This window comes from Roseibium sp. JB4-4 (assembly GCF_055693425.1).
The window spans coordinates 2,266,856-2,291,133 of record NZ_CM146333.1 but is presented as its reverse complement, the minus strand read 5'-3'; the positions used below and the strand labels follow the sequence as shown (position 1 = coordinate 2,291,133).

Here is a 24,278-nt window from a genome sequence, read left to right as displayed (position 1 = left end):
CTTGGGAGGCAGCGTGAAGAGGATCACCGAACCGGCGCGAGAAATTGACGTTATTCACGAAACCGACGTTCTGGTGGTGGGTTCAGGTCCCGGCGGTCTTGCCGCAGCGCTTGGGGCTGCCCGCACCGGTGTGGATGTTGCATTGGTCGAGCGCTTCGGTTGCTTTGGTGGAAATATCACCGCAGTCGGTGTTGAGGGGTTTGCCTGGTACAGGCATGAGCAAACCATCGACACGGAGGGGGTTGGCAGAGAATTTGAAGATCGGGCTCGCGCGGCCGGAGCAGCAACGCCGGAACCGCAATCAGACAGCCACGCAATTGATGCGGAAGGCTTCAAACTGGTCGCAGACAACCTGGTGGAAGAGGCCGGCATACACCCGATGCTGCACAGGTCTTTCGCTGCGCCGATCATGAATGGAGATGAGATTTGTGGCATCATCACCGAAAGCAAGGCGGGCCGGGAGGCGATCCTGGCGAAACGGGTAATCGATGCCACCGGCGATGCCGATGTCGCCTTTCGAGCAGGCGCCGTAACGAAGAAGACCCCGGTCGAGGAAATGCAGGCGGCTTCGGTGATGTTTTCCATGACCGGTGTCGACAAGAAGAAGTTCATGGACGCCGTTAAGGCCGACCCGCAAACCTACAAGGACTGGGAAAGCGGGGAATGGTCAGTGGAGACGACTGGCAAGGAAGACCAGATGTTTTCGCCATTTCTGCGCAAGCCGTTTGAAAGAGCCATGGAGGCAGGGCTTATTCCGGCATCCCTATCAACCATCTCCGGGACATGGGGCGCTGTTTATGACAGTGGCGACTTGACCTACTTGAATCTCGTTCACCTTCCTGAGTGCGATGGCACAGACCCCGCATCGATGACACGAAATGAAATTGAGGGACGGCGGCAGGCTATGCTTGCCGTGGAGGCCCTGAAACGCTTTCAGCCAGGCTGCAGCGGCGCAAAGCTCAGAAATTTCGGCATGACTGTCGGGATTCGCGACACCCGGAAAATCCTGGCTGCCTATGATATGACCGAAGCTGATGTGCGCGGGCAAGGCCGCTTCGAGGACAGCGTTGGTATCTTTCCGGAATTCATCGACGGTTATGGCATCTTGATCCTGCCGACAACGGGCCGCTATTTTCAACTGCCTTTTAGAACGTTGCTTCCAAAGGGTGTCAAAAATCTGCTGGTAGCTGGCCGGGCCACCGGAGGGGATAAGGTCAGTCACGCGGCTACGCGCAACATGATGTGCTGCACCGTGACAGGACAAGGTGCTGGTGTCGCTGCTGCGCTCTCCGTCAAGCAAGGCAAGGATCTGACCTCAATGGACATTGCCCGCCTGCAGGCGGAGCTAAAGCGTCAGGGAGTGCGGTTGCACTAGGTGAGGCCGAGAGTGCAAGGCGAAGCCGTCAGGTGCGGTGCGACTCTTGCGCAATGTCCGGCGAGCGGCTAACCAGATTGCATGAATGGATCTGAAATCTATCAGCGGCTTATTGGCCTCATTGAAGAGCGGGTGCTGAAACCCGGCGATCGCCTTCGAGAGGCCGATCTTGCCGAAGAATTCGGCGTTTCCAGAACGCCTATCCGAGAAGGATTGAAACGTCTGGAAGCCCAGGGCCTTGCCGTTCATGAGCCAAACAGGGGCATGGTTGTACCGACCCTTGATCATGGGCAGATCAATGAGGTCTATTTCATGCGCGAGGTTCTGGAAGGAACAGCCGCGGGACTGGCAGCCAAACATGCCTCACGTCCCGAAATCGAAATTCTTCAGGACCTCGTCGAAGCAGACCGAAAGCGCATTGCGGACAAAGAGGGTCTTGTGCGGTCGAACCGGGAATTTCATCGCCGCCTGTGTCTGGCTTCACACAATCGGTATCTGGTCGATCAGATTGAGCATCTGCGCCTTTCGCTGATCCTGATGGCTGGCACAACGCTTGATACGCCTGAACGCCGTGAAACTGCGGTTGAAGAACATGCAGCCATCGTGGAGGCGATTGCCGATGGCGATTGCGCAGCTGCCGAGACTGCTGCGCGCCGTCATATCTCCCATGCGCACAAGACCCGCCTGCAACAGAATTAATGTGTTTTTGCGCAACGCTTCAATGAGGTCGCGAAGAGATCAGCTGTTCGCTTGAATTTCGTTCATTCAGGACAGCTCGAAGAATAAAATACAGGCTGCTGTAGTCCTCGCGTATGACAGGCTGTCGGCGTCGCGCCTTCTATCCTTGTGTTCAGTTGAATTGGAACAGGAGGTTGGAAATGGACCTGCAAACGCTCACCGCTGCCGCGCTCCATCAGCACAAGATGAACGGCTTCGATCCCGCCAGAGAAGACGAGTATTATGCGCAATCGAGCAAAATGACTTGGCTTGTAGACATTACTGTTGAGGTCGTGACCAGCTTGAAACGGTTCGCCCAGTTCTTGCGAGCATCAGATGCTACAAGGTTTCGAAGACCGGAAAAACAAAGGGCAGCAATTTGACATTGGACCCGGCGGATGATCGCTCTGCCATCATGCAAGTTATCGAGGCTGAAACGGAGGCCTATCTGCAGCGCAACTATGACGCCTGGCAAAGCTATTGGCTCGATTCTCCTGAAATCCGGCGTGTACAAACGCATGTGCGAACCGGTGTCACCGTTACGGCCGGTGCTGAAATTAGGGCTCAGATGAAGCGCATAACTTCCGGCCCGTTCGAGTGGCGGCCACCCTGGAGGTTCCAGCGTAAGAACTTCAATGTTGTGTTGAGCCCTGAAATGGCATGGGTCAGCTACGATCAAATCGGCGATATGTCTGAGATCCCCAAGGCATGCCCCGGACAGTATTACGAGGTAAAGATCTTGCAGAAGGTAGGTGGCGCCTGGAAGATCTCATGTGTCGTCAGCACCCAGATACACGGCAACCATGTCAACGCCCCTTTGGTGGAGGTTGACGAAACAGGGATGTTGATTTGGCAAAATGAAGCGGCCAAGGAACGGCTTCCTCATCATCCGAGGCTTTGTGCACGGGCCGGCAAGCTCTGGGCAAAAAATCCGGAAGCCTTGAGCGAATTGCAAGACGCGGTAAACTGGATTGCCCAAATGAGGGCTCACCACACTCCACGAGTTGGTGAAGAGGCGGTCACCCGTGTCGTGGCGCTGGGACAGGATGACGAAGGCTTTGCGCATGTTTGCTGGGCAATGCTGAGAGACGGGAAGCTTCTCATAACATTTGACGATTCCGAACGCCTCAGCTTGCAGATAACAACCGCCTCCGAGGTTTATCGCCTCTCAGGGACCCAAGAGAAGCTGGCACGTCATCTTGTCGACGGTCAGGACCTGACCACAGCTGCCTTGGCGCTTGATATGAGCCCGAATACAGCGAAGACACACTTGCAAAGGATCTATGACAAGACCGGCGTCAGGTCGCAGCCGGCTCTCGTGCGCTTGCTGCTTAGTGCCGACAGACATGATGTGTGATCAATCTTGCTGCCGGCAACAAATCTGATGCCGGCAAAACCCTTGCTGCTTATGTCTTTGTTGTCCAGAGACGAAGTGGTTCCTGTTTTCCTTGAGCTGCATAGTCTGGCAGTCGGCGAAGGCTCGTTCGGGCCGGTTCAGGTAATTTACTGACGAGCGTATCCGATAGGACTGTGTCACTGCCAAGACTTTTCGCAGCGCGTTCAATTCTGGCCGTGGTGTTCATCGTGTCGCCGAGCAGGGCAATCTCTTTCTTCCAGTCTCCAATTTCACCGGCGGCCACCTGGCCACAATGCAGGGCGACACGCAGGCTGGGTTCAGCGCCGAACCGTTTGCGATAGCGGTCGGCATGTGTGGCCAGTGACCTATGCATTTCCAGAGCACAAGTTAGGCAGTCGGCCTGTTTCACTCCGGTCTCCAGCGGCCAGGTCACAATAACCGCGTCGCCGACATATCGGTGGACAGCGCCATGCGTGTCCTCGATGGGGCCGGCAAGGTCAAGGGCGACATCTTGCAGAAAGACATGGAACTCAAGTTCGCCGATCTTCTCGGCCAGGGCGGTTGAACCGACAAGATCTGCAAAGAGGACGACACGGGGTTCAAGTCTGGGCGTATTATAGCGCCCCGACACCAGCGAAACGGTTGCTTCCCAACCCAGCAGCCGGGTGACTTCCACAGCACCTGACATGAAGAATGCGACAGTCGCAGATATTAGGAAGACTTCTGAAAACCCGGGCTCCTGCCAGGGCAGGACGTCCCCTACCAAGACACTCGAGATGCCCAGACCAAAAAGGATAACCAGACCGTAGACAAAGGTTCTTCCAAAAAGAAGCGCGACAGGCGGCAGGCGCCTTGCGGCGCGCAGCCTGGAATTCGAGAAACCGATAAATTCAAAGCATGTACAACCAAAGCCGATCATCGTGCCTGTAAGCGCACCATATGCAGCTTCGACTATTAGGCTGTTTTCGCCGGTGCGAAGCACACCAATGATGAGACCTGCCATTCCCGACAAGGCGGTGATCAGAAGGACTTTTTCCAAATTCCGGCGAAGTCTGTTGGTTGCGGACATCCCGGGCGCTAACTCAGCATTCAACGATATTGACTGCCAGTCCGCCCTTCGACGTTTCCTTGTATTGTTCCATCATGTCCATGCCGGTCTGCCGCATCGTTTCTATGCAGCCATCAAGAGGAACAAAGTGCGAGCCGTCGCCGCGCAAGGCCAGGGAGGCCGCCGTCACAGCCTTCACCGCGCCAAGTGCGTTTCGCTCGATACATGGGACTTGAACAAGACCACCAATGGGATCGCACGTCATGCCGAGGTGATGTTCCAGGGCAATTTCAGCAGCATTTTCAATCTGCTCGTTGGTGCCGCCGAGTGCGGCACACAACCCTGCAGCAGCCATTGCGGAGGCCGAGCCCACTTCTCCCTGGCATCCGACTTCCGCGCCGGAAATAGAAGCATTCGCCTTGATGATACCGCCGACAGCCGCGGCGGTGAGGAGAAATGTACGAATGCCCGCCTGGTCGGCGTCGGCGCAATGATCAAGGTAGTATCGTGTCACGGCCGGGATGACGCCTGCAGCACCATTTGTCGGCGCTGTAACAACACGTCCTCCGGCGGCATTTTCCTCGTTGACAGCCATGGCATAGACCCCGAGCCAGTCGACGACATTGTGCTCGAAAGGCGGATTTGTTCGGCCTTCACGGATGAGTTTTTGATAAATGTCCGCTGCACGGCGTTTGACTTTCAGGCCGCCCGGCAGGATGCCCGTCTGCGTGATGCCGCGGTTGATACAGGCGTCCATCGCCGACCAGAGCCTGTCGATACCTTCTTCGACCTCATGCCGAGGCAAGTCGCTGCACTCATTCTGCAGTTTCATTTCCGCGATCGACAGTTCTGCCTCTTTTCCCATTTCCAGCATCTCTTTGGCGCTGGTGAAGGGATGAGGCACATCCTGCGTGGCAAGCTCATTCACCGGTTCGTTCGTGGTTTTGCGCAGTTCAGCTTCGCTGACGACGAAACCGCCACCGATCGAATAGTAGACAAATGTATCGATGAGAGCACCGGCCGCATCCAGGAGATGGAAGGTCATTCCGTTGGCATGGAGAGGCAGCGACGGGCCATAGTCGAAGATCACGTCCCGATCCGGATCGAACTGCAATTCGGGAAGTCCCGGTATGCGCAGCGTCCTCTGTTGTGCCAGCACATCAAGTTGAGGCTCGACATCATCGGGATCAAGCGTGTCCGGTTTGGCTCCGAGCAATCCAAGGCAGACTGCCTTGTCCGTGGCATGGCCTTTGCCGGTGAATGCGAGCGATCCGTGAAGCGTCACTGTAATACGCGAGGCCTTGGCCTCAGCACCGGCAAGACCCCGGACACGGTCAAGGTAACGAGCTACAGCCACCATCGGACCAACAGTGTGTGAGCTGGACGGCCCAATGCCGATCTTGAAAATATCGAAGACGCTTATGAACATGTCACCAGGGCCATCAAGGAGGAAGGAGTACAGGGTTTTGAGCTACGTATTGACACTACCAGATAGAGTATGAGGCTGGAGCGTTCAAACGCGAAAATTTGTGCCATTTGCGACATCGGGCGAAAAGGTCGCGCACTTGTGTAGGGCTTTTCGGGAAATTTCTTCAAATGCTCGAACGAACCGGGAAAGCTGCCGACTTTGCCTCATGAAGGCAATGATCAGCGCACTTCTCTGGCAAACCTACATCGTTGCGATACGCGATTGCGTTTGGAGCATGGAAAGAAATCGGTCTTCCGGAACGGGTTTTGAATAAAGGTAACCCTGAAACTGGTGGCAACCGTTTTCAGATAGCCAACGGCGCTGCTCGATGGTTTCGACGCCTTCAGCAACAACATCTGCACCGAGCGCTGATGCCAAGGACAGAACCAGCTTTACGATCGCACCTCCGGCTTCAACATCTTCCATGAAAACCCGGTCGATCTTGATACCGTCAATCGGGTAGTTGTGCAGATAGGCAAGGTTCGAGTAGCCGGTTCCGAAATCATCGATGACAATCCGGTAGCCAGCTTCTTTCAGACTGGAAAGGGTTTCCAGCGCATTTGGTATGTCCCCCAGCAGCACACCCTCGGTAATTTCAATGGAAAGCATCGAGGGATCGCACCCTGTTTCCATTGGCAGAGCCAGCATCTTGCTGACAAAATCAGGATCTGAAAGCTGACGCGGTGAAACATTGAGCGCCAGTGGGAGCGGCAGCGACATCTCCGCCAGACGTGCCTGCATGGAACATACCTGGTGGTTGACCCATTCACCGATCTCCCTGATCAGCCCGGTTTCCTCTGCGACGGGAATGAAGTCATCGGGCGCCACGAGGCCTCTTTCCGGATGTTGCCAGCGGATCAGGGCTTCGGCACTGACCACCCGGTCTGTTTGCGTGCAAGCTATGGGCTGGAAATGAAGCGTGAATTCGTGCTCGCGGATTGCTCGTTCAAGGTCCTTTTTGATAGCCAGATGCTGGTCTCTCAGCAGACGCATGTGCTGCTGAAACTGGACGCATTTCTCTTTCGGGTCCGTTTTCGCCTGATAGAGGGCCAGGTCGGCGTGCCGCATCAATTCATCGATGGTCTGGCCGTCGCCGGGAAAGTGTGCGTAACCGATGCTCAGGCCGACATGCCGGGGCTTGCCGTCAATCATCTGCGGTGCCGCAAAGGCCTGCAGAAGGTCCTGGCCGAACCAGTCTGCACTGCGGCCGCCGGGCTTTTCGATGTGGCAGATCAGAAACTCGTCGCCGCCAAGACGCGCTGCGATATCATCAGGACCGGCGAGTTCCGTCAATTTGTTGGCGATCAGCTGCAGCAACGCGTCCCCGGCAGCGTGGCCGAGGGAATCGTTGACCATCTTGAAGTCGTCGAGATCGACCAGATAGAGTGTCGCGCTCTGTCCCCACTGAGCAGCCGTCTTGAGCACCTGAGCAAGACGCTCTTTCAGGTATGTTCTGTTTGAAAGACCTGTCAGCGTATCATGGCTTGCAAGATACTGAGCTCTTTCCTTGGTTTCATGCAGTTCGGTAACGTCAATTTCGCTGACAAGATAGGCCTGCTGTCCGGAAACGGCATCGTGGCAGGTACGCACTGTCAATTCATGCCAGCGATTGCCGCCACGGGTTTTCACGCGCGAGACCCGTCTGGACGACCGTTCTTCCTCGAGGAGTTGAATGAGGTGAGCTTCTTCATCCGGATCGGCAAATTGGTCCGCGAAAGTGGTCTCAAACGTGCAGCAAACTGCCCGTGAAGCTGTATTGCGGTAGATCGGATGGCCGTCCATCGAAAACAGCGAAATCATGACGGGCGTATGCAGGAGCGCTTCTGCACTGCGCAGTGTTTCGGGCTGTTGCTCGTGATGGGGACGGCCTTCGCATAGCATGGCCACGCGCCCATCAAGAAGGTGAATGCCGCTGAAAACGACCTGGAGAACTTGAGCCTTCCCGCGGGGATAGAGCGTCCAGATTTCTGAAAAGCTGACGTCTCGGCTTGTGAAATCCTGCTGGTACTGCCTGAGCCTCTGGTCCACTGAATGAGACATGTCGGCTCCCAGGTCGCGGGCCTTGAGTTCTTCCAGTGTCGACGCGTCATAGACTTCAAGCGCTTTGCGATTGGCCCACAAGACCCGTTTCAGGTCGAAATCAAAGATCCAGACGGCGGTGTCCAGCCTGTCGTAGATTGACCCGATCAAATCAGTGTCGATCAAATGACCGGTGGAGCTGTCTGTCGGCAGTTGCCCGGCTCTAGTGTCGAGGTAACGCAGGTTTACTGTATCGGCCAGTTTGGTGCCTCGCGATTGGGTGCCAAATGCTAAATGGACTGGGCCCACAAGTCCGAGTGAATCACCAATTCAGTTTAGCTGGCGTAAACAGCCACGCAATTCCAAATAAGAATAACTGCAGAGAAACCGGACCTTATCTGTATACAAGATCTGGTTTTGTAAGCAGAGAAGTTCGGTATTGTTATTTTTAACAGTATAAAAACGACAGAAGTCTCTGATGCTCCAAGGAGAGTTTCGTTGAAAACTGCCATCTCACGTTCGCATGCATATAGCCAAGGTGATCGGAACCGTCGACCACTCGAGCGGCATGTCCTGGGGCTCTGATAAAAGTTCATATCCGAGCATCCTCCTGAAACAACGGCGCGCGAAGTGGTTGCAGGAGAGTTACCGGCGGGCAAAGTTGTCGCTTCCTTGGATCAGGAAGCTTTCAATGACTTGTGCAGCGACTGGATTGCACGTTCCAGAGATCTTTGAAATCTGAAAAATCTTGCCCTTTCTGTAGTGGAACCTGGAGATTTTGAGTTGATTGCTCTGACAATGAAGTTAGAAGGGCTGAATGCCGCGCAGGTGCAGGCCGTTTTGCGCCCTCTTTGAAGAACTGTTCGCCAATACGCTGCGGCCAATGAAAGAAAAAACAGGCCGTGGGATCGGCGGGGAGCATGAATGCTTGAGCTTGATGAGCTCGTTATGGATTTCAGCGGATTTAAGGCGGTCAATGGCTGCTCGTTCCGTGTTGAGAAAGGCAGTATTACTGGGCTGATCGGTCCGAACGGGGCGGGTAAGACCACTTTGTTCAACTTGATCGCTGGCGCTCTGCAGCCGACGAGCGGTCGGATCCGGTTCCTCGGCGAAGACGTTACCCCGCTGGCAAGTCACCAACTGTTTCACAAAGGCCTGGTGCGCACTTTTCAGATACCGCACGAATTCCACAAACTTACCGCACTTGAAAATCTGATGGTGGTTCCGCCGGAGCAGCCGGGGGAGCGTCTCTTTTCCAATTGGTTCGCCTGGGCGCAGGTCAAAACATCAGAAGCGGGTATTGAGAAAAGAGCGTACGAAACACTTGAGTTTCTGGAGCTGAGCCATGTCGCTCACGAGCCTGCCGGCAACCTGTCCGGTGGACAGAAGAAGCTGTTGGAACTGGGCCGGACCATGATGACCGACGCCAAACTGGTTCTGCTTGATGAGCCGGCTGCCGGGGTCAACAGAACCTTGTTGCGCAAACTGGAAGCAAAGATAGAAATCCTGAATAAGGAACGCGGATACACATTCATCCTGATCGAGCACGACATGGAAATGATTGAAAAACTCTGTGCACCGGTTGTGTGCATGGCGGAAGGTCAGGTCCTGATCGAGGGGGATTTTCAAACCGTTCGCTCGAACCCGCAGGTGCTGGAAGCCTATCTTGGTGAAACCACGGGAGATGCTGCATGAATGCGCTTCTTTCGATGGACAAGATCACGGGTGGCTACGGCGAAGCCGACATCCTGCAGGATGTAACCATCCACGTTGACCAGGACGAGATCGTTGTCATCGTAGGTCCAAACGGTGCCGGAAAATCCACTGCGATGAAATCCGTCTTCGGCCTTTTGAACATTCGTGGCGGCACAATGGTTTTTGACGGTGATGACATTACCGGATGGGCACCCAACAAAATTGTTCAGCGTGGGATCTGCTATGTGCCCCAGGTCGACAATATCTTTCGCGAAATGACGATCCACGAAAACCTCGAAATGGGGGGATTCCTGAAACAGGGGGATCTTTCGGCGGCTTATGACCGGGTCTATGCGTTGTTTCCGGACCTGAAAGAACGACGCAAGACACTGGCTGGAAGTTTATCGGGTGGCCAGCGTCAGATGGTGGCCATGGGCCGCTCTCTGATGCTGGATCCGAAACTTCTGCTGCTGGACGAACCGACCGCAGGGCTGTCGCCGAAATATATGGAGCAGATCTTCCAGATCTGCCGGGACGTGCGCGACACCGGCGTTGCCATATTGCTGGTGGAACAGCATGCCAAGCAGGCACTCGCGTTTGCTGATCGCGGTTATGTCCTTGCGGCAGGCAAAAACAGACACGAAGGTTCCGGGGGTGAACTCCTGGCCGACCGTGAAGTCGCCGAAATGTTTTGGGGGGCTGACCGGAATGGATCTCTTGGAGCTGATAAATTTCTATCTCATTCCGGGCATCGTGCTGGGTTCCATTTATGCGCTCGGTGCTGTCGGAATTACTCTGATTTTCGCCATTCTGCGCTACGCCCATCTTGCACACGGAGATCTGGCGACGCTCGGTGCGTTCATTGCTCTGGCCGTTGTGACAAGTTTGGGTATCTCGCCGCTTGTGGCGCTGCCCTTCGCCATCATTGCAACGGGAGCCGTTGCGATTGGCATCGACAAGGTCTTTTACGAACACCTGCGCGAACGCCCTAAAATCGTCACGGTGATGGCCTCGCTCGGCATCGCGCTTATGGTCAGGTCGGTTGTTCAGGTGGTCTGGGGTGTCGACACCCAAACCTATTCGCGCGGAATCGTGCGGCCGGAAGACTATTTTGGCCTGCGCATTCGCGACCGTGAAATCTATACGGTCCTGGCCATGGTTGCCCTTGTGGGTGTGCTGCAATTGTTCCTGACCCGGTCGAAATGGGGCAAGGCGATGCGCGCCATGTCGGACAATCCGAACCTTGCGCTTCTGTCCGGCATAGACAACAAAAAGGTCGTCATGCTGACCTGGGGGATCGCCGGTGGGCTGTGCGCGGCCTCCGGGTTTTTCCTCGGCCTGAACACGGAACTGAAATCCATGATGGGCTGGCACATGCTGCTGCCGATGTTTGCAGCTGCCATCCTTGGCGGTGTTGGGCGGGTTGAAGGTGCCGTGCTTGGCGGACTGATCGTCGGCATTGCGGAAGAAATGTCGGTTCTCTTCATTCCAAGCGAATACAAAGCCGCCATGGCCTTTGCCATCTTGTTGTTCATGCTGCTTGTGCGCCCCACGGGGTTGCTCAAGGGCAAGGTCTTGTAAGCGGAGGGACGGACATGGAAATTCTGGGTCTTGTCAACTATGCCCTCTTTATGGCGATCTTTATCGCAATCTACGCGCTCCTTGCGCTCGGTCTCAATATCCAATGGGGATTCGCGGGCCTCTTCAACGCAGGCATAGCCGGTTTTTTTGCTGTTGGTGCCTATACCTCCGCAATCCTGTCGACAGCTGCCGATGATGGGCGCATTGGCGGCTTCGATCTGCATTTCCTTCTCGGCTGGTTCGGCGCGATGCTTGCAGCTGGGCTTATTGCGTGGCCAATCGGGAAAATCTGTCTTCGTTTTCGCTCGGACTATCTGGCGATCGCCACCATTGGCGTTGCCGAAATTATTCGCCTGGTGATCAAGTCCGAACCGGTGCTTACCAACGGCGCACGCGGTATATCCGGTATCCCGCGCCCGGCTGGCGACATTGGCTATATGGAATCCCAGATTGCCTATCTCGCCATCGTGCTTGCCGTTCTGGCTGCAGCGTATTTTCTGGTTGAGCGTCAGTTCAACGCGCCCTGGGGCCGCATGATGCGGGCTATCCGAGACAACGAGAGTGCGGCCAAGGCAATGGGCAAGGACGTTGAATTCCGCCGTCTCGAAGCTTTCATTTTCGGTGCAGCCCTGATGGGCCTCGCCGGGGCGATGTTCGCCCATTTCAACCGCTCGATCACGCCTGAAGCGATCGATCCCATGGTTGCCACATTCCTGGTTTGGATCATGTTGATCCTCGGTGGATCCGGCAACAACCGGGGCGCGATTGTGGGCGCGGCGGTTGTGTGGATCATTTGGTCCGTTTCAGAGATTGCAACGGACCGTCTTCCGCATGAATATGCGGTCCAGGCGAAATACATCCGCCTGTTCCTGATCGGACTGATGCTGCAGCTGGTGCTGCGGTTTCGGCCCGAGGGCCTGTTACCAGAGCCCTTGCGAGGTGACAGGCGGACATCGCAATCGGGTACGGAGCCACACTAGTCCGTTCCCAGGTCCCGTGCCAGCAACACTGAGGCGCGGGAGCAAAAGAACCCAAAGACCCGGCAAAGACCGGATTTATGAGGAGGTACTCACTATGAAAACCAAGCTTATTGCGCTTGCTGCGGGCCTGATGACCGCGACTGCGCTTGCGTCTGTTCCTGCAAAGGCCGACGTCAAGATTGGACTGATCGGCGGTATTTCCGGCCCGATCGCCGCGATGGCTCCTGCAATGGTCGACGCAGCGCAGCTCGCGATCCAGCAGGTGAACGAACAAGGTGGCATCGGCGACGGTGAAAAGCTGGTCGGTGTTGTCGGCGACAGTGCCTGCAATCCACAAAACGGCACGGACGCGGCCACCAAGGCCGTCAACATTGAAGGCGTCGCCGGCATTGTCGGCCCGCATTGCTCCGGGGCTGTCCTGGCTGCTGCCGGGTCCGTGACCATTCCCGCCGGCATCACTCTGATCACACCCTCTGGCACATCTCCGGAAATCACCAGCCTTGAGGACAAAGGCACTGTGTTCCGCACCGTGCCGTCTGATGACTATCAGGGCCGTGCCTTGGCCCGCACCATGAAAGAGCAAGGCTACGGCAAGGTCGCTGTCGCTTACCTCAACAATGACTACGGCACCGGTCTCGCCAATGCTTTCAAGGCAGAATATGTCGATGAACTCGGTGGTGAAATCACCCAGTTTGCGGCACACGAAGAGGGCAAGGCGTCTTATCGCTCCAACCTGGCTGAATTGGTCAAGGGTGGCGCCGACACACTTGTCATCTTCGATTATGGCGATGGCACCGGTCTCACGATCCTGCGTCAGGCACTGGAAAACGGCTTCTTCGACAAGTTCGTCGGCGGTGACGGCATGAAATCCGACGCCATCATCAACGAACTTGGTGCTGAGAACCTCAACGCGTTCGTGGCCTCTTCTCCGGTCGGCGAAAAGTCACAGTCTCTCGATGTCTTCAACGAAGCTTTCAAGGCCGTTGGCGGCGATCCGGATGCGATCTTTGTCAGCACGTCCTATGACGCAACTTTCCTGATGGCGCTTGCGTTGGAAAAGGCCGGTGGCGACAAGGCGGGTGCGGCTGCGGCCATGGTCGAGGTTTCCAACGGCGAAGGTGAAGCCATTCTGCCGGGCGAGTGGAAAAAGGCGAAAGAGCTGATCGCAGCTGGTACCGCTATCGACTACAAGGGCGCTGCAGGCGACCATAACTTCGACGCCAACGGCGATGTCCCGGGCACATATGCGCTCTGGGAAGTCGGCTCCAACGGTTTCGAGATGCTGACCGAAATGCAGTAAGCCCATTCACCTGAAAAGGCGAAGCAGCGAAACCGGTGGCTCGAAAGAGCCGCCGGTTTTTTACTGTCCGGAGCATTGCGGAGTGTCTTGACCTGCGTATCAGAATTTCAGATGACAGGCATGTTCCGGAGGTGCAAGTGAACCAGAAAGTTGCAGAAGTCAGACGTATCGGAAGCGATGAAGTGGAGGTGTTCAAGCGTATCCGCCTGGAGGCTCTTCAACTAGAACCGAACTCTTTCGCCAGCAGCTACGAAGACTGGATTGAACTTTCAGACGACGAATGGCGCCGCCGCATGAGCAATCCTGTTTTTGTTGCGTTCCTGGATGACCAACCTGTTGGAATCACGGGTCTGCTTCGACAAAGCGCAAGCAAGATGGCGCACCGCGCAACGATTGTGATGGTCTATGTGCGTGAAAGTCTGCGCGGCAAAGGGATTGCCAAAGACCTCCTTGAGGCTGTCGTTGGGGAGGCGCGTGCACTTGGTGTTCATCAGCTGGAACTGTCCGCCAGTGCGGATAATCTGCCGGCTCTGCGATTTTACCGGCGTGCAGGCTTTGTTGAAGCTGGCCGGATCCCCGGCGGTTTCATCCAGGAGGGCCGCCTGGTCGATGACATCATAATGATCCGGAGACTGGAAGCGGCCGCGCCTGACTTATAACGACAATTGACGATCAATGCTTGCGCCGAAAAGAAATGAAGTAATACCAACCTCACCAAATAGGAACCCACTCTCATGTTGCGGCCTCAGGTGGTTTTTCAGGTCCACCGGACTGCGTCACGGCGCTTGACCGGCCAACCAGGCCGATCTGCGCGCTTCTCCTTGCCGGCGAACCTGAAAAACCTTCGAATAGGTTCTTATTTGGTGAGGTTGGTATAATCTCTTACCGCTGACCCTGAAAACCGCTATACACCCGCCCATGCGTGATCTGGATGTTTTGGTGCTCGGTGGCGGAGCCGCTGGTTTGATGTGCGGGATTGAGGCGGCCAAGCGCGGACGCAAGGTGATGGTGATCGACCATGCCAGACGACCCGCAGACAAGATCCGTATTTCCGGTGGCGGGCGCTGCAATTTCACAAACCTTCACTGCACGCCCGCGAATTTCCTGTCCCAGAATCCCCGCTTTTGTGTCTCTGCTCTGAAGCGCTACACACAGCATGATTTCCTGGCTCTCGTTGAAGAGCACCGCATTGCCTGGCATGAGAAAACGCTTGGTCAGCTCTTTTGCGATGAGAGCGCAAAGGACATCATCCAGATGCTGCTCACTGAACTGGAGCGCGCCGGCGGTTCACTTCAGTTGGAAACGGATGTCAGGGCCGTCGACAAACCGGATGACCGGTTTTCCGTTTCAACTTCCAAAGGGTCACTCCGGACGAAGTCGCTGGTTGTTGCAACGGGTGGACCCTCCATCCCGAAAATGGGCGCGACCGGTTTTGGATACGAGTTGGCGACGCAATTTGGCCTGAATGTCATCCCGCCGAGGGCGGCGCTCGTACCGTTGACCTTTTCCGATGCAAACAAAGACATGTGTGGCCGGCTTGCCGGTGTCTCTCTGGACGCGAATGTGTCCTTCCAGAAAACGACCTTCCGCGAAGGGCTTCTGTTTACACACCGCGGGCTCTCAGGTCCCTCGATCCTGCAAATTTCATCTTATTGGCAGGAAGGCAAACCGATTTCGGTCAATCTTGTGCCCGGGACGGATGTGCTCGACGTCTTGAAGACCGCGCGCCAGGAGGTGCCAAGGCAGGATCTAAAGACCGTTCTTGGATCTCTGCTGCCGAACAGGCTGGCAGATGAACTCGCCGAAGTGTTCAAGCTCAAGGGACGCCTAGCGGATCAATCCGACAAGGTACTGCAGCGCGCCGGTGAGCAACTAAACCGTTGGCAGCTGACACCGGTTGGGACAGAAGGGTATCGAACCGCGGAGGTGACGCTCGGCGGTGTCGACACGAAGGAACTGTCGTCAAAAACCATGGAAGCTGGCAAAGTTCCGGGCCTATATTTCATTGGCGAAGTGGTTGATGTCACCGGTCATCTTGGCGGTTTTAACTTCCAATGGGCCTGGTCTTCGGGCCATGCAGCCGGGCAGGTCGTCTGATCCTGAAATAGTGAATAGCTACAGCAATTTACGCAAATGTGTATTTTTTGATGACCGCACCTCATTCGCCGGTATACTTGCGCTGGAAAAGAGGTCGGGATGAAACGCGTAACGATACACGATGTGGCCGAAACAGCCGGCGTTAGCCTTGCAACCGTCGACAGGGTGCTGAACGGCCGTCCGGGTGTGCGCAAGACAACCATTGAAAAGGTCCAGAAGGCTGTCGATACGTTAAATTACAAGCCAGATATCTTTGCCGCCGGGCTCGCGAAAAAGCGCCTTTACCGCTTTCATTTCCTGATCCCGAATGGTCCGAATGCGTTCATGGAAGACCTGACCCGTGAAGCAGCCACCCATGCGCAAACCTTGAGCAGCGACCGGATGCATGTCCATGTCGAGCCGATCGACGCTTTCGATGGCCACCGTGTTGCCGGGACGCTTGCCATTCTCGACAGCTCAGTTTGCGATGGGGTCGCGGTGGTGGCCCCGGCCTTTCCGGAAGTGCGTGCTGCGATCGACAGACTTCAGGACCGTGGCGTGCCGGTAGTCACGCTCGTATCGGATCACCCATCTTCGACACGGCAGCATTTTGTAGGCATCGACAATGTGGCCGCCGGCAGGACGGCAGGACGGTTGCTTGGACGTTTCCTGCCCAGGCAGCCGGCAAAGATTGCGCTTATTGCCGGCTCTCTTGGCCTGCGGGATCATGCAGATCGCTATGCCGGTTGCCGGGCGGTGATTGAGGCGGATTTCCCTCATCTGGAACTCTTGAAGGCCCGCGAAGGGCGCGACGACAACGCGCGCAACCAGGATCTGGTTCAAAGGCTTCTGAACGATCACCCGGATGTGGCCGGTCTCTACAATATTGGCGCAGGCAATCGTGGCGCGATCGCTGCTTTGAAAGCATCAGGACGAGCGGATGATATCGTCTTTGTGGGCCATGAACTGACACCCTATACCAGTCAGGCGCTGCGAAAGAACATTCTCGACGCGGTGATAGCGCAGGATCCCGGGCACGAAATACGCAGCGCTATTCGGGTTCTGAAGGCACTCAGTGACGGTGCGCCGATCATCGAGGGGCAGGAGCGCATCGGTATCGATGTGTTTTTGAAGGACAATTTGCCGGAAAGCCCTGACGTCACCAAATCCACCTGACCAGTTCAAAAAACAACACCTTACATTCGGTGATACCCGGAAAAAAATGAGCGCGAGCATTTTGGAGACTATGAATGAGTAACGCACCTCAAGAAATTCGGAACCCGATCCTGCCGGGGTTCAATCCGGATCCGTCGATTTGCCGGGTGGGAGACGACTATTACATTGCGACGTCGACCTTTGAATGGTTTCCGGGCGTTCAGATCCATCATTCCAGGGACTTGAAGAACTGGCGGCTTGTCACGCGTCCGCTGACCCGGCCAGAGCAACTGGACATGCGCGGCAATCCGGATTCCTGTGGTATCTGGGCGCCTTGCCTGACCTATGCCGATGGTCTTTTCTGGCTGGTCTATACGGATGTGAAACGTAAAGACGGATCCTTCAAAGATGCGCACAATTATATTGTCACCGCTCCCGGCATCGAAGGTCCCTGGTCTGATCCTGCCTACACCAATTCCTCAGGCTTTGATCCGTCGCTCTTTCATGACGAAGACGGACGCAAATGGTTTTTGAACATGATCTGGGATCATCGCGTGGGTCATAACTCCTTCGCCGGGATCGCCCTGCAGGAGTATGATCCCGTCAAACAGGAATTGATCGGACCCATCCAAAACATTTTCAAAGGCACTCCGCTTGCCCTGACAGAAGGACCCCACCTCTATAAGCGTGACGGTTGGTACTACTTGTTGACTGCGGAAGGGGGAACTGCGTACGACCATGCGGTCACTTTGGCCAGATCCCGGCAGATCGAGGGACCTTATGACGTGCACCCCGAACAACATGTCGTCACTGCACGGTTCGATCCGGACAACCCGATCCAGAGGGCCGGGCATGGTGATTTTGTCGAAACCCAGACTGGCGAAACCTATCTAGTGCATTTGATGGGCCGGCCGCGTCTTGGTCAGGATCGTTGTCAGATGGGGCGAGAGACCGCGCTCCAGAAATGCGTCTGGGGCGATGATGGATGGTTGCGGCTGGAAGCCGGTGGTGTTGCTCCACAATCGTGCGTTCCGGGCCCAAACCTGCCGGAGCATGTTTTCCCGGAGGAAGGGCCGCGGCACGAATTCGACGGGCCTGAACTTCCGGATGTTTTTCAATGGCTGCGCACACCTTATCCTGACCGTTTGTTTTCACTCACGGATCGGCCGGGCCACCTGAGGCTCTTTGGCCGTGAATCTGTTGGCAGCTGCTTCGAACAGGCGCTTGTTGCCAGGCGGCAGACTTACTACGACTACGAGGCCGAAACGCTCGTTGATTTCCAGCCGCAAACGTTTCAGCAAACGGCCGGACTGATCGCCTATTATGGTCAATTGCAGTTTTTCTATCTTGCGGTAACGCATGACGAGACAAAGGGACGAGTGCTGACTATTCTGAGCTCACCCGGCGACGATCCGGAGGGGCGTATCAAGGCGCCTTTGAAAGAGGTGGTTTCGTTGCCGGAGAGCGATCCCGTTGCATTGAAGGTAACAGTCGAAAGTATGGCTCTGTGTTTCTGGTATCGAATATCCGGGAGTGACTGGGCACGGATCGGTCCGGCTTTAGATGCAACGTTACTGTCTGACGAAGCGGCTGGCCGCGGTGCGCACGGTAACTTCACCGGAGCCTTTGTCGGAATGCACGCGATGGATACGTCCGGTCAGGCCAAAGCGGCAGACTTTGACTATTTCAGCTATCGAAACCTTGTCTGAAGTAACAGGTAAGCAATGATAATGAGGTGGCTATGACGAAAAGTCGCCTCTAATACTCAAATTTTGAATTGACCTTTGGGACAGTGCACCGCATATCTATGACATGCGCTTGACACAACAAACCAACTATGCGGTTCGTGCGCTCATGTATTGCGCCGTAAACCCGGATAAACCAAGCAAGGTCGCAGATATTGCTGCCAGCTTCGACATGTCCGAAACCCACCTGTTCAAAATCATGAAGGTGCTGGTCGATGCCAATCTGATCAGAACCATTCGCGGACGAAATGGCGGCGTCATGCTTGCCCGTGCGGCCGAACAGATCACGGTTGGCGAGGTGGTGCGCGCCGCGGAAGAAAGCTTCCTGCTGGCGGAGTGCTTTGACAGTGGCCGCAAGGATTGCCCGTTGATCGTGTCCTGCGGTTTCAATGGTCTTTTGCATGAAGCGCTCGAAGCCTTCATGGAAGTGCTTGACGGAAAGTCGATAGCGGACTTGTCAGAAGACCGGTTTGGCATGCGCGACCTGCTGAAGATCGACAGCGCAACAACACCGATCACCGCCAACGCCTGATACTTGCAGGCCGGAAAAACGCAGAGGCGCCACCAGTCGGTAGGCGCCTTTTTTGATGTTCTTTTGGAGAAAAGGCCGGGCTGGCTTGCCGCTGAGGGAGAGGAGAGGGCGGTTGGCTGGCCTGGCATTTTTACCCCCGATTGCTCGGAGGTCCTGTCCCAAACGAAATCAGAGGACGCGATTTCCAATTCCGTTTCGATCAGGCATTGCTTTGATAGGAAAACTTGAGTATGAGTGTCAAGTATAAAGTGGAGTTAAAAACTCACCTTTTGTTTTTGCCGTCGAAATCGCCCGCAATTGCTCTTCAAGGAGACTGAAGCGGGCAGCACATTAAGGGCCAAGGACCGTTTGCGCGCCATGACACTGATCGCTAACAGCCAGAAGCAACGTCTGTCTCTCGCTTCCTCCAGCCGGAACAGGCCGCCAATGCCTGCAAGCTCAAAAAGAGATCACAAGACTGAGTTGGATACCCGGGAGTTATTCGGGAACCTGCGTCAGATCGAGATCCAGCACAACGACGAAACCTACCGACTGTCCATCACCAAACAGGGCAAGCTGATTCTGACGAAATAGCAGGATCTGAGCCGACAGAAAATCGGGTCGCCTAGGTCAGGGTTAGGCGGCCGAATGCCGATCAGGCTGCAAAAATGGCCACCGGCTTGCCAACACCGCGCAGCGCATGTTCTCCCATCTCATTCAAATCCGTGCGCAAATCACCCGACAGGGATGCGCGAACGGGTTCGGTAAGAAGAAGCTCTTGGCCAAGGGGTTTGCAAAGTGATTCCACACGGCTGGTTTCATTCACCGCCCGTCCGATCACCGTAAAGTCCAGCCTTTCTTCGCCGCCGACATTGCCAAAGAAAACCTCGCCGCGATGAAGACCGATGCCGATCTTCAACGGGTGCCAGAGTGCCGGATCCGGCAATTCCTCCAGCGGTGTTTCATTCAGAGCATCTATTGCGTTCAGCGCTGCCCTTGAGGCTTTGACTGCTGCATTGGCGGCACCCGTTTCCCCCATTGCCTTCTGATCGAAAACGGCAAGGATACCGTCCCCCATGAATTTCAAGATATCACCGCCATGGGACAGAACGGCCTCGGAAACGCGGTCGAAATAAGCGTTGAGGATCGCTGTGACTTCCGGCCCGCTGAGCCGGTCGGCAAGCTGTGTGAAACCACGCATATCCGACATGAAAACAACGGCCTCGATTGCCTCACCGTCGCCACGGCGGATTTCCCCGTCCAGAACACGGCGACCTGCGATCGGACCGAGATACGTGTCAGCGACATTGCGCGCGATCCGCTGAACGATGTGACGTTCGACATGAAGCGCCAGGAGATCGATCAGGCCACGGATTTTTTCCTTTTCATCGGCAGGAAAACCTCCAGATCTGGTTGTAGCGAATGTCATTGCGTTGAAAGTCTGTCCGGTGGCACTCAAGGGCAGCGCTGCGTAGGTTGTGAAGCCTTGCTCTGCAAGCTCACCCATGAGAGGAGCCGAATTCCGACCTTCTTCCGATTCAAGATCAACCTTGATCGTCTCTCCCTGCATGATGACTTTGTAGAGCGGATTGCGGGTGAAGGCCTCTTGCGTGATGGCCTTGGAGTCGGCTGCGATTTCGTCGCAAATCTCGTCTTTGCTGCTCCAGAACCACGAAAAGCCAATGACACGTGGATGAAGGGTCCCGATGTGAAGGGTACAGCGATCAATGCCGAGATCGGCCGCCTTGCAGCGCCACATGAACTCCTCGAACATCAGCATGACATTGTCGATCTTGGTGGCATCGTGCAAAAGCCAGTCGTGAACATCGTCAAGTGTCTGTTTCGCCGGAGCGCTGGAAGGGCCACGTTTGGAGCGGTTCAGAAGATGCACATGCGGGGCATAGCTGCGCGGGGTGGGGTCAAGCACTGCCAGGTTCATGCGGGCTCCGATGGTGTCGCTGGGATCAGTTGGGTCAACAGGACATATAGTTCAAACTCACGATCGCGAAATAGCTTCGCAAACAAATAATCCCCGGCGCCGGGCGCCAGGGATGGTCAGCATTGCCAATCGGTTGCGGTGTTCAGAACGCAGCTTCCACGCCGCCCATTTCCACATAAACGCTTTTGATCTGGCTATAATAGTCGATTGCCGCGTGACCGTTTTCGCGTCCGATACCCGATTTCTTGTAGCCGCCAAACGGCATTTCGATCGGGGTCAGATTGTAGGTGTTGATCCAGCAAGTGCCTGCCTGCAAGAGGTCGATGACCCGGTGGGCGCGCTGAATGTCGCTCGTGAAGACACCGGCGGCCAGGCCGAACTCCGTGTCGTTTGCCCGATTAACAACATCCGTCTCGTCATCAAAATCAAGAACGCTCAGCACCGGACCGAAAATTTCTTCTCGCGCGATGGTCATGTTGTCGCTGACATCCGCAAAGACCGTTGGTTCGACGAAATAGCCATCAGGGAAGCTGTCTACCTGCGCGGCATTCCCGCCGCAGACAAGCCGGGCACCTTCTTCCTGCCCAACCTTGAGGTAGTGCATCACCTTGTCCAGTTGCTGCCGGGAAACCAGTGGCCCGATGGATGTCGCCTCGTCCATAGGATCGCCAAGAACGGCCGCCTTGGTTCGCTCCGCAAGTCGGGCCAGGAATTCTTCTTTGATGTTCTTGTGGACGAAAACCCGGGTGCCGTTCGAGCAGATCTGACCGGTTGAATAGAAATTCGCGTTGATCGCTGCGGAAATGGCGTTCTCGATATCCGCATCGTCAAAAATGATCAGCGGCGACTTGCCGCCAAGTTCCAAGGTCGTTTTCTTGAGGTGTTCACCGGCAAGAGCCGCGACTTTAGCGCCTGTCGGCACAGACCCCGTCAACGATACTTTGGCGATATCCGGATGGGCCACCATCTTTGCACCCACATCCCCGAAGCCCTGCAAGACGTTGAAGATACCGTCGGGCAGACCCGCTTCCGTGAAAGCTTCCGCAAGTTTCAAGGCGCTCAGCGGCGTCACCTCGGAAGGTTTAAAAATCATGGCGTTGCCGCAGACAAGTGCGGGAGCGGCCTTCCAGCAAGCGATCTGGATGGGGTAGTTCCAGGCACCAATGCCGAAGCAGATACCCAGCGGCTCACGCTTGGTATAGGCAAAGGAACCGCCGAGCTCGATATGCTCGCCTGTCAGCGTCGCGGCAAGACCGCCATAATATTCAAGACAGTCGGCACCGGATGCGGCATCGGCAACCAGCGTCTCCTGAAGGGGTTTGCCTGTGTCCAGGGTTTCCAGGATCGACAGGTCGCGGTTTCTCTCGCGAAGGATTTCTGCAGTGCGGCGCAAGACGCGGCCACGTTCGGCTGGCGGTGTCGCCGCCCAGACCTTCTGACCTTCTTTTGCAGATTGAATCGCTGCGGCGATGACCGTGTCATCGGCCGATACGATGCGTGCAATGACTTCTCCAGTCGCCGGGTAAAGCGAGTCGAAAGGGGTGCCGGATTGGCTTTCAAGATATGAGCCGCCGACATAGTGCGAGGCTTGGGGTTGGGCGCGCATGAAATGGCTCCTGATCGTTTTGGGTACCGGCGCACCGGTTGGTCGTTTCAGCGTTGGGACGTTTCCCAGTCGGGATGGATCCAGGGTTCCTGATTGGATGCAGGAAGCGGGTCGATGCCCAGGATATGGTCGGAGGCTTTCTCTCCGACCATTATCGAGGGCGCATTCAAGTTGCCATTGGTGATTAGCGGAAAGATGGAGCTGTCTGCAACTCGCAATCCATCCACGCCGATCACACGGCATTCCGGGTCGACAACCGCCATCGGATCGTCCTTTGACCCCATCCGGCAGGTTCCGCATGGATGATAAGCACTTTCAGCGTGTTCCCGAATGAAATCGTCTAAGGCTTCGTCGCTCTGAACATGATCGCCCGGTTGGATTTCCTTGCCGCGGTAGTCCGCGAAGGCTTCCTGACCGAAGAGTTCACGGGTCAGCCTGATGCAGTTGCGGAAATCTTCCCAGTCTTCCTCGTGAGACATGTAGTTGAAGAAGATCGAGGGCTTCGAGCGCGGGTCACTGGATGTCAGTGTCACTGCCCCGCGTGACTTTGACCGCATCGGCCCGACATGAGCCTGAAACCCATGGCCTTCGGCGGCGGCTTTTCCGTCATAGCGGACCGCAAATGGCAGGAAGTGATACTGGATGTCGGGATATTTCACCCCGGCTTTTGAGCGAATAAAGGCTGCGGCTTCGAATTGGTTGGACGCGCCCAGGCCCTTCTTGAAAAACAGCCACTGTGCTCCGATCACGGCCTTTGAGATGAGGTTCCAGTGCTTGTAGAGCGTGATCGGCTGAACGCAGGCCTGCTGAATGTAGAGTTCCAGATGGTCCTGAAGGTTGGCGCCAACACCCGGCCGGTCGGCGACGACATCGATCCCAAGCGCACTCAGATCAGCAGCCGCGCCAATGCCGGACTGCATGAGGATCTTGGGCGAATTTATGGAAGACGCCGCCAGAACGACTTCTCGTTCCGCACGTGCTGTGCGAATTTCGCCGCCTGTCTCGAATTCCACACCGACGGCTCGGTTGTTTTCGATCAGGACCTTGCGCACAAGCGCACCCTTGATCAGATCCAGATTTCCGCGTTTCAGAGCTGGCTTCAGATAGGCATTCGCAGCGGACCACCGGCGTCCCCGATGGACCGTCATCTCCATATCGGCAAAGCCCTCCTGGCGCTCGCCATTATAATCGCCGGTCACACCGTAGCCGGCTTGTTCGCCGGCATCTTTGAAGGCCTGGAAAAGCGGATTCCATTTTGATCCCCGCTGAACATGAAGGGGGCCGTTGGTCCCGCGCCAACCAGACTGGCCGCCATGGCTTGTTTCCAGTCGCTTGTAGTAGGGCAGAACATGCCGATAGCCCCAGCCGGCCGCCCCCATTTCCTCCCAGGTGTCGAAATCGCAGGCATGACCGCGGACATAGACCATTCCATTGACGGAGGACGAGCCACCTATGACCTTGCCCCGGGGGTAGCGAGGCGCCGACCGCCCAAATGCGGTTCAGGCTCGCTGGAATAACCCCAGTCGTAAAGCGACATATTCATCGGGTAGGATAGAGCCGCCGGCATCTGAATAAGCGGACCGGCATCGGTTCCGCCAAATTCCAGTACCAGAACGCGGCTCGTACCGTCTTCCGACAGTCTGGACGCCATAGCGCAACCGGCTGAGCCTGCCCCAACAATGATAAAATCGAACGTGTTCGTCATG

The 24,278-nt window shown here is 55.9% G+C and carries 19 protein-coding genes and 2 pseudogenes; 15 read left to right on the top strand and 6 right to left on the bottom strand.

Annotated features, from left to right (window positions below):
- The first annotated feature begins 13 nt into the window (after positions 1-13).
- From ACZ1HV_RS10555 to ACZ1HV_RS10540, 4 genes are all read left to right on the top strand, one after another.
- Positions 14-1,375: an FAD-dependent oxidoreductase gene (locus tag ACZ1HV_RS10555; RefSeq protein ID WP_472718033.1), complete on the top strand. Its 1,362-nt coding sequence runs from the start codon at positions 14-16 to the stop codon at positions 1,373-1,375.
- Between the two features lie 81 nt (positions 1,376-1,456).
- Entirely contained in the window at positions 1,457-2,074 is a 618-nt protein-coding gene (locus ACZ1HV_RS10550) for a GntR family transcriptional regulator (RefSeq protein WP_298821133.1), read from the top strand.
- A 179-nt stretch (positions 2,075-2,253) separates the two neighbouring features.
- Entirely contained in the window at positions 2,254-2,475 is a 222-nt protein-coding gene (locus ACZ1HV_RS10545) for a hypothetical protein (RefSeq protein ID WP_472718032.1), read from the top strand.
- Positions 2,472-3,449, top strand: coding sequence for a nuclear transport factor 2 family protein (locus tag ACZ1HV_RS10540; RefSeq protein WP_472718031.1), 978 nt, complete (start codon positions 2,472-2,474; stop codon positions 3,447-3,449). Before ACZ1HV_RS10545 ends, ACZ1HV_RS10540 begins: the two co-directional genes overlap by 4 nt.
- 49 nt (positions 3,450-3,498) lie before the next feature.
- Here ACZ1HV_RS10540 and ACZ1HV_RS10535 read toward each other — a convergent pair whose 3' ends face one another.
- The 3 genes from ACZ1HV_RS10535 to ACZ1HV_RS10525 all read right to left on the bottom strand — a co-directional run bounded on the left by ACZ1HV_RS10535 (position 3,499) and on the right by ACZ1HV_RS10525 (position 8,293).
- Positions 3,499-4,518 carry an adenylate/guanylate cyclase domain-containing protein gene (locus ACZ1HV_RS10535; protein WP_472718030.1) on the bottom strand — a complete coding sequence of 340 codons (1,020 nt, stop codon included), beginning with the start codon at positions 4,516-4,518 and terminating at the stop codon, positions 3,499-3,501.
- 13 nt (positions 4,519-4,531) lie between these two features.
- A complete protein-coding gene (locus tag ACZ1HV_RS10530) occupies positions 4,532-5,926 on the bottom strand; it encodes an L-serine ammonia-lyase (protein ID WP_298821125.1) in 1,395 nt (464 codons plus the stop codon).
- Between the two features lie 240 nt (positions 5,927-6,166).
- Positions 6,167-8,293, bottom strand: a complete 2,127-nt coding sequence (locus ACZ1HV_RS10525; RefSeq protein WP_472718029.1) for a putative bifunctional diguanylate cyclase/phosphodiesterase — start codon at positions 8,291-8,293, stop codon at positions 6,167-6,169.
- A gap of 615 nt (positions 8,294-8,908) precedes the next feature.
- Between ACZ1HV_RS10525 and ACZ1HV_RS10520 the strand changes: the two genes are divergently transcribed.
- The 11 genes and pseudogenes from ACZ1HV_RS10520 (at position 8,909) to hemP (ending at position 19,621) form a co-directional block, all read left to right on the top strand.
- The gene (locus tag ACZ1HV_RS10520; protein WP_472718028.1) at positions 8,909-9,679 is read left to right on the top strand and encodes an ABC transporter ATP-binding protein; all 771 of its coding nucleotides are present in this window, start codon (positions 8,909-8,911) and stop codon (positions 9,677-9,679) included.
- Positions 9,676-10,377, top strand: a pseudogene (locus tag ACZ1HV_RS10515) (ABC transporter ATP-binding protein); the annotation flags it as partial. The gene ACZ1HV_RS10520 and the pseudogene ACZ1HV_RS10515, both read left to right, overlap by 4 nt.
- Positions 10,378-10,387: 10 nt before the next feature.
- Entirely contained in the window at positions 10,388-11,260 is an 873-nt protein-coding gene (locus ACZ1HV_RS10510) for a branched-chain amino acid ABC transporter permease (protein ID WP_298821116.1), read from the top strand.
- Positions 11,261-11,274: 14 nt separating this feature from the next.
- The gene (locus ACZ1HV_RS10505; protein WP_298821114.1) at positions 11,275-12,240 is read left to right on the top strand and encodes a branched-chain amino acid ABC transporter permease; all 966 of its coding nucleotides are present in this window, start codon (positions 11,275-11,277) and stop codon (positions 12,238-12,240) included.
- 94 nt (positions 12,241-12,334) lie between these two features.
- The gene (locus ACZ1HV_RS10500; protein ID WP_472718027.1) at positions 12,335-13,540 is read left to right on the top strand and encodes an ABC transporter substrate-binding protein; all 1,206 of its coding nucleotides are present in this window, start codon (positions 12,335-12,337) and stop codon (positions 13,538-13,540) included.
- Between the two features lie 137 nt (positions 13,541-13,677).
- Positions 13,678-14,199 carry a GNAT family N-acetyltransferase gene (locus tag ACZ1HV_RS10495; protein ID WP_472718026.1) on the top strand — a complete coding sequence of 174 codons (522 nt, stop codon included), beginning with the start codon at positions 13,678-13,680 and terminating at the stop codon, positions 14,197-14,199.
- A 259-nt stretch (positions 14,200-14,458) separates the two neighbouring features.
- The gene (locus tag ACZ1HV_RS10490) at positions 14,459-15,637 is read left to right on the top strand and encodes a BaiN/RdsA family NAD(P)/FAD-dependent oxidoreductase (protein WP_472718025.1); all 1,179 of its coding nucleotides are present in this window, start codon (positions 14,459-14,461) and stop codon (positions 15,635-15,637) included.
- A gap of 99 nt (positions 15,638-15,736) precedes the next feature.
- Entirely contained in the window at positions 15,737-16,792 is a 1,056-nt protein-coding gene (locus ACZ1HV_RS10485; protein WP_472718024.1) for a LacI family DNA-binding transcriptional regulator, read from the top strand.
- Positions 16,793-16,866: 74 nt separating this feature from the next.
- On the top strand, positions 16,867-18,480 hold the full coding sequence (locus ACZ1HV_RS10480; RefSeq protein ID WP_472718023.1) for a glycoside hydrolase family 43 protein: 1,614 nt from the start codon (positions 16,867-16,869) through the stop codon (positions 18,478-18,480).
- 103 nt (positions 18,481-18,583) lie between these two features.
- On the top strand, positions 18,584-19,048 hold the full coding sequence (locus ACZ1HV_RS10475; protein WP_472718022.1) for an Rrf2 family transcriptional regulator: 465 nt from the start codon (positions 18,584-18,586) through the stop codon (positions 19,046-19,048).
- 357 nt (positions 19,049-19,405) lie between these two features.
- Entirely contained in the window at positions 19,406-19,621 is a 216-nt protein-coding gene (hemP, locus tag ACZ1HV_RS10470) for a hemin uptake protein HemP (protein WP_298821097.1), read from the top strand.
- A gap of 61 nt (positions 19,622-19,682) precedes the next feature.
- Here the strand turns inward: hemP and ACZ1HV_RS10465 are convergent, their stop codons facing one another.
- The 3 genes and pseudogenes from ACZ1HV_RS10465 to betA all read right to left on the bottom strand — a co-directional run bounded on the left by ACZ1HV_RS10465 (position 19,683) and on the right by betA (position 24,277).
- Entirely contained in the window at positions 19,683-20,966 is a 1,284-nt protein-coding gene (locus tag ACZ1HV_RS10465) for an adenylate/guanylate cyclase domain-containing protein (protein WP_472718021.1), read from the bottom strand.
- Positions 20,967-21,108: 142 nt separating this feature from the next.
- Positions 21,109-22,572, bottom strand: coding sequence for a betaine-aldehyde dehydrogenase (gene betB, locus ACZ1HV_RS10460; RefSeq protein ID WP_472718020.1), 1,464 nt, complete (start codon positions 22,570-22,572; stop codon positions 21,109-21,111).
- Between the two features lie 47 nt (positions 22,573-22,619).
- Positions 22,620-24,277, bottom strand: a pseudogene (gene betA, locus ACZ1HV_RS10455) (choline dehydrogenase).
- Between the last annotated feature and the right edge of the window lies 1 nt (position 24,278).

Excerpts from the sequence above, each read along its gene's own strand:
- ACZ1HV_RS10485 (WP_472718024.1), top strand. The coding sequence starts at position 15,737 with ATGAAACGCGTAACGATACACGATGTGGCCGAAACAGCCGGCGTTAGC.
- ACZ1HV_RS10490 (WP_472718025.1), top strand. The coding sequence starts at position 14,459 with ATGCGTGATCTGGATGTTTTGGTGCTCGGTGGCGGAGCCGCTGGTTTG.
- hemP (WP_298821097.1), top strand. The coding sequence starts at position 19,406 with ATGACACTGATCGCTAACAGCCAGAAGCAACGTCTGTCTCTCGCTTCC.
- ACZ1HV_RS10535 (WP_472718030.1), bottom strand. The coding sequence starts at position 4,518 with ATGTCCGCAACCAACAGACTTCGCCGGAATTTGGAAAAAGTCCTTCTG.
- ACZ1HV_RS10465 (WP_472718021.1), bottom strand. The coding sequence starts at position 20,966 with ATGAACCTGGCAGTGCTTGACCCCACCCCGCGCAGCTATGCCCCGCAT.
- ACZ1HV_RS10500 (WP_472718027.1), top strand. The coding sequence starts at position 12,335 with ATGAAAACCAAGCTTATTGCGCTTGCTGCGGGCCTGATGACCGCGACT.
- ACZ1HV_RS10520 (WP_472718028.1), top strand. The coding sequence starts at position 8,909 with ATGCTTGAGCTTGATGAGCTCGTTATGGATTTCAGCGGATTTAAGGCG.
- ACZ1HV_RS10530 (WP_298821125.1), bottom strand. The coding sequence starts at position 5,926 with ATGTTCATAAGCGTCTTCGATATTTTCAAGATCGGCATTGGGCCGTCC.
- ACZ1HV_RS10550 (WP_298821133.1), top strand. The coding sequence starts at position 1,457 with ATGAATGGATCTGAAATCTATCAGCGGCTTATTGGCCTCATTGAAGAG.
- ACZ1HV_RS10475 (WP_472718022.1), top strand. The coding sequence starts at position 18,584 with ATGCGCTTGACACAACAAACCAACTATGCGGTTCGTGCGCTCATGTAT.
- ACZ1HV_RS10545 (WP_472718032.1), top strand. The coding sequence starts at position 2,254 with ATGGACCTGCAAACGCTCACCGCTGCCGCGCTCCATCAGCACAAGATG.
- ACZ1HV_RS10505 (WP_298821114.1), top strand. The coding sequence starts at position 11,275 with ATGGAAATTCTGGGTCTTGTCAACTATGCCCTCTTTATGGCGATCTTT.
- betB (WP_472718020.1), bottom strand. The coding sequence starts at position 22,572 with ATGCGCGCCCAACCCCAAGCCTCGCACTATGTCGGCGGCTCATATCTT.
- ACZ1HV_RS10510 (WP_298821116.1), top strand. The coding sequence starts at position 10,388 with ATGGATCTCTTGGAGCTGATAAATTTCTATCTCATTCCGGGCATCGTG.
- ACZ1HV_RS10480 (WP_472718023.1), top strand. The coding sequence starts at position 16,867 with ATGAGTAACGCACCTCAAGAAATTCGGAACCCGATCCTGCCGGGGTTC.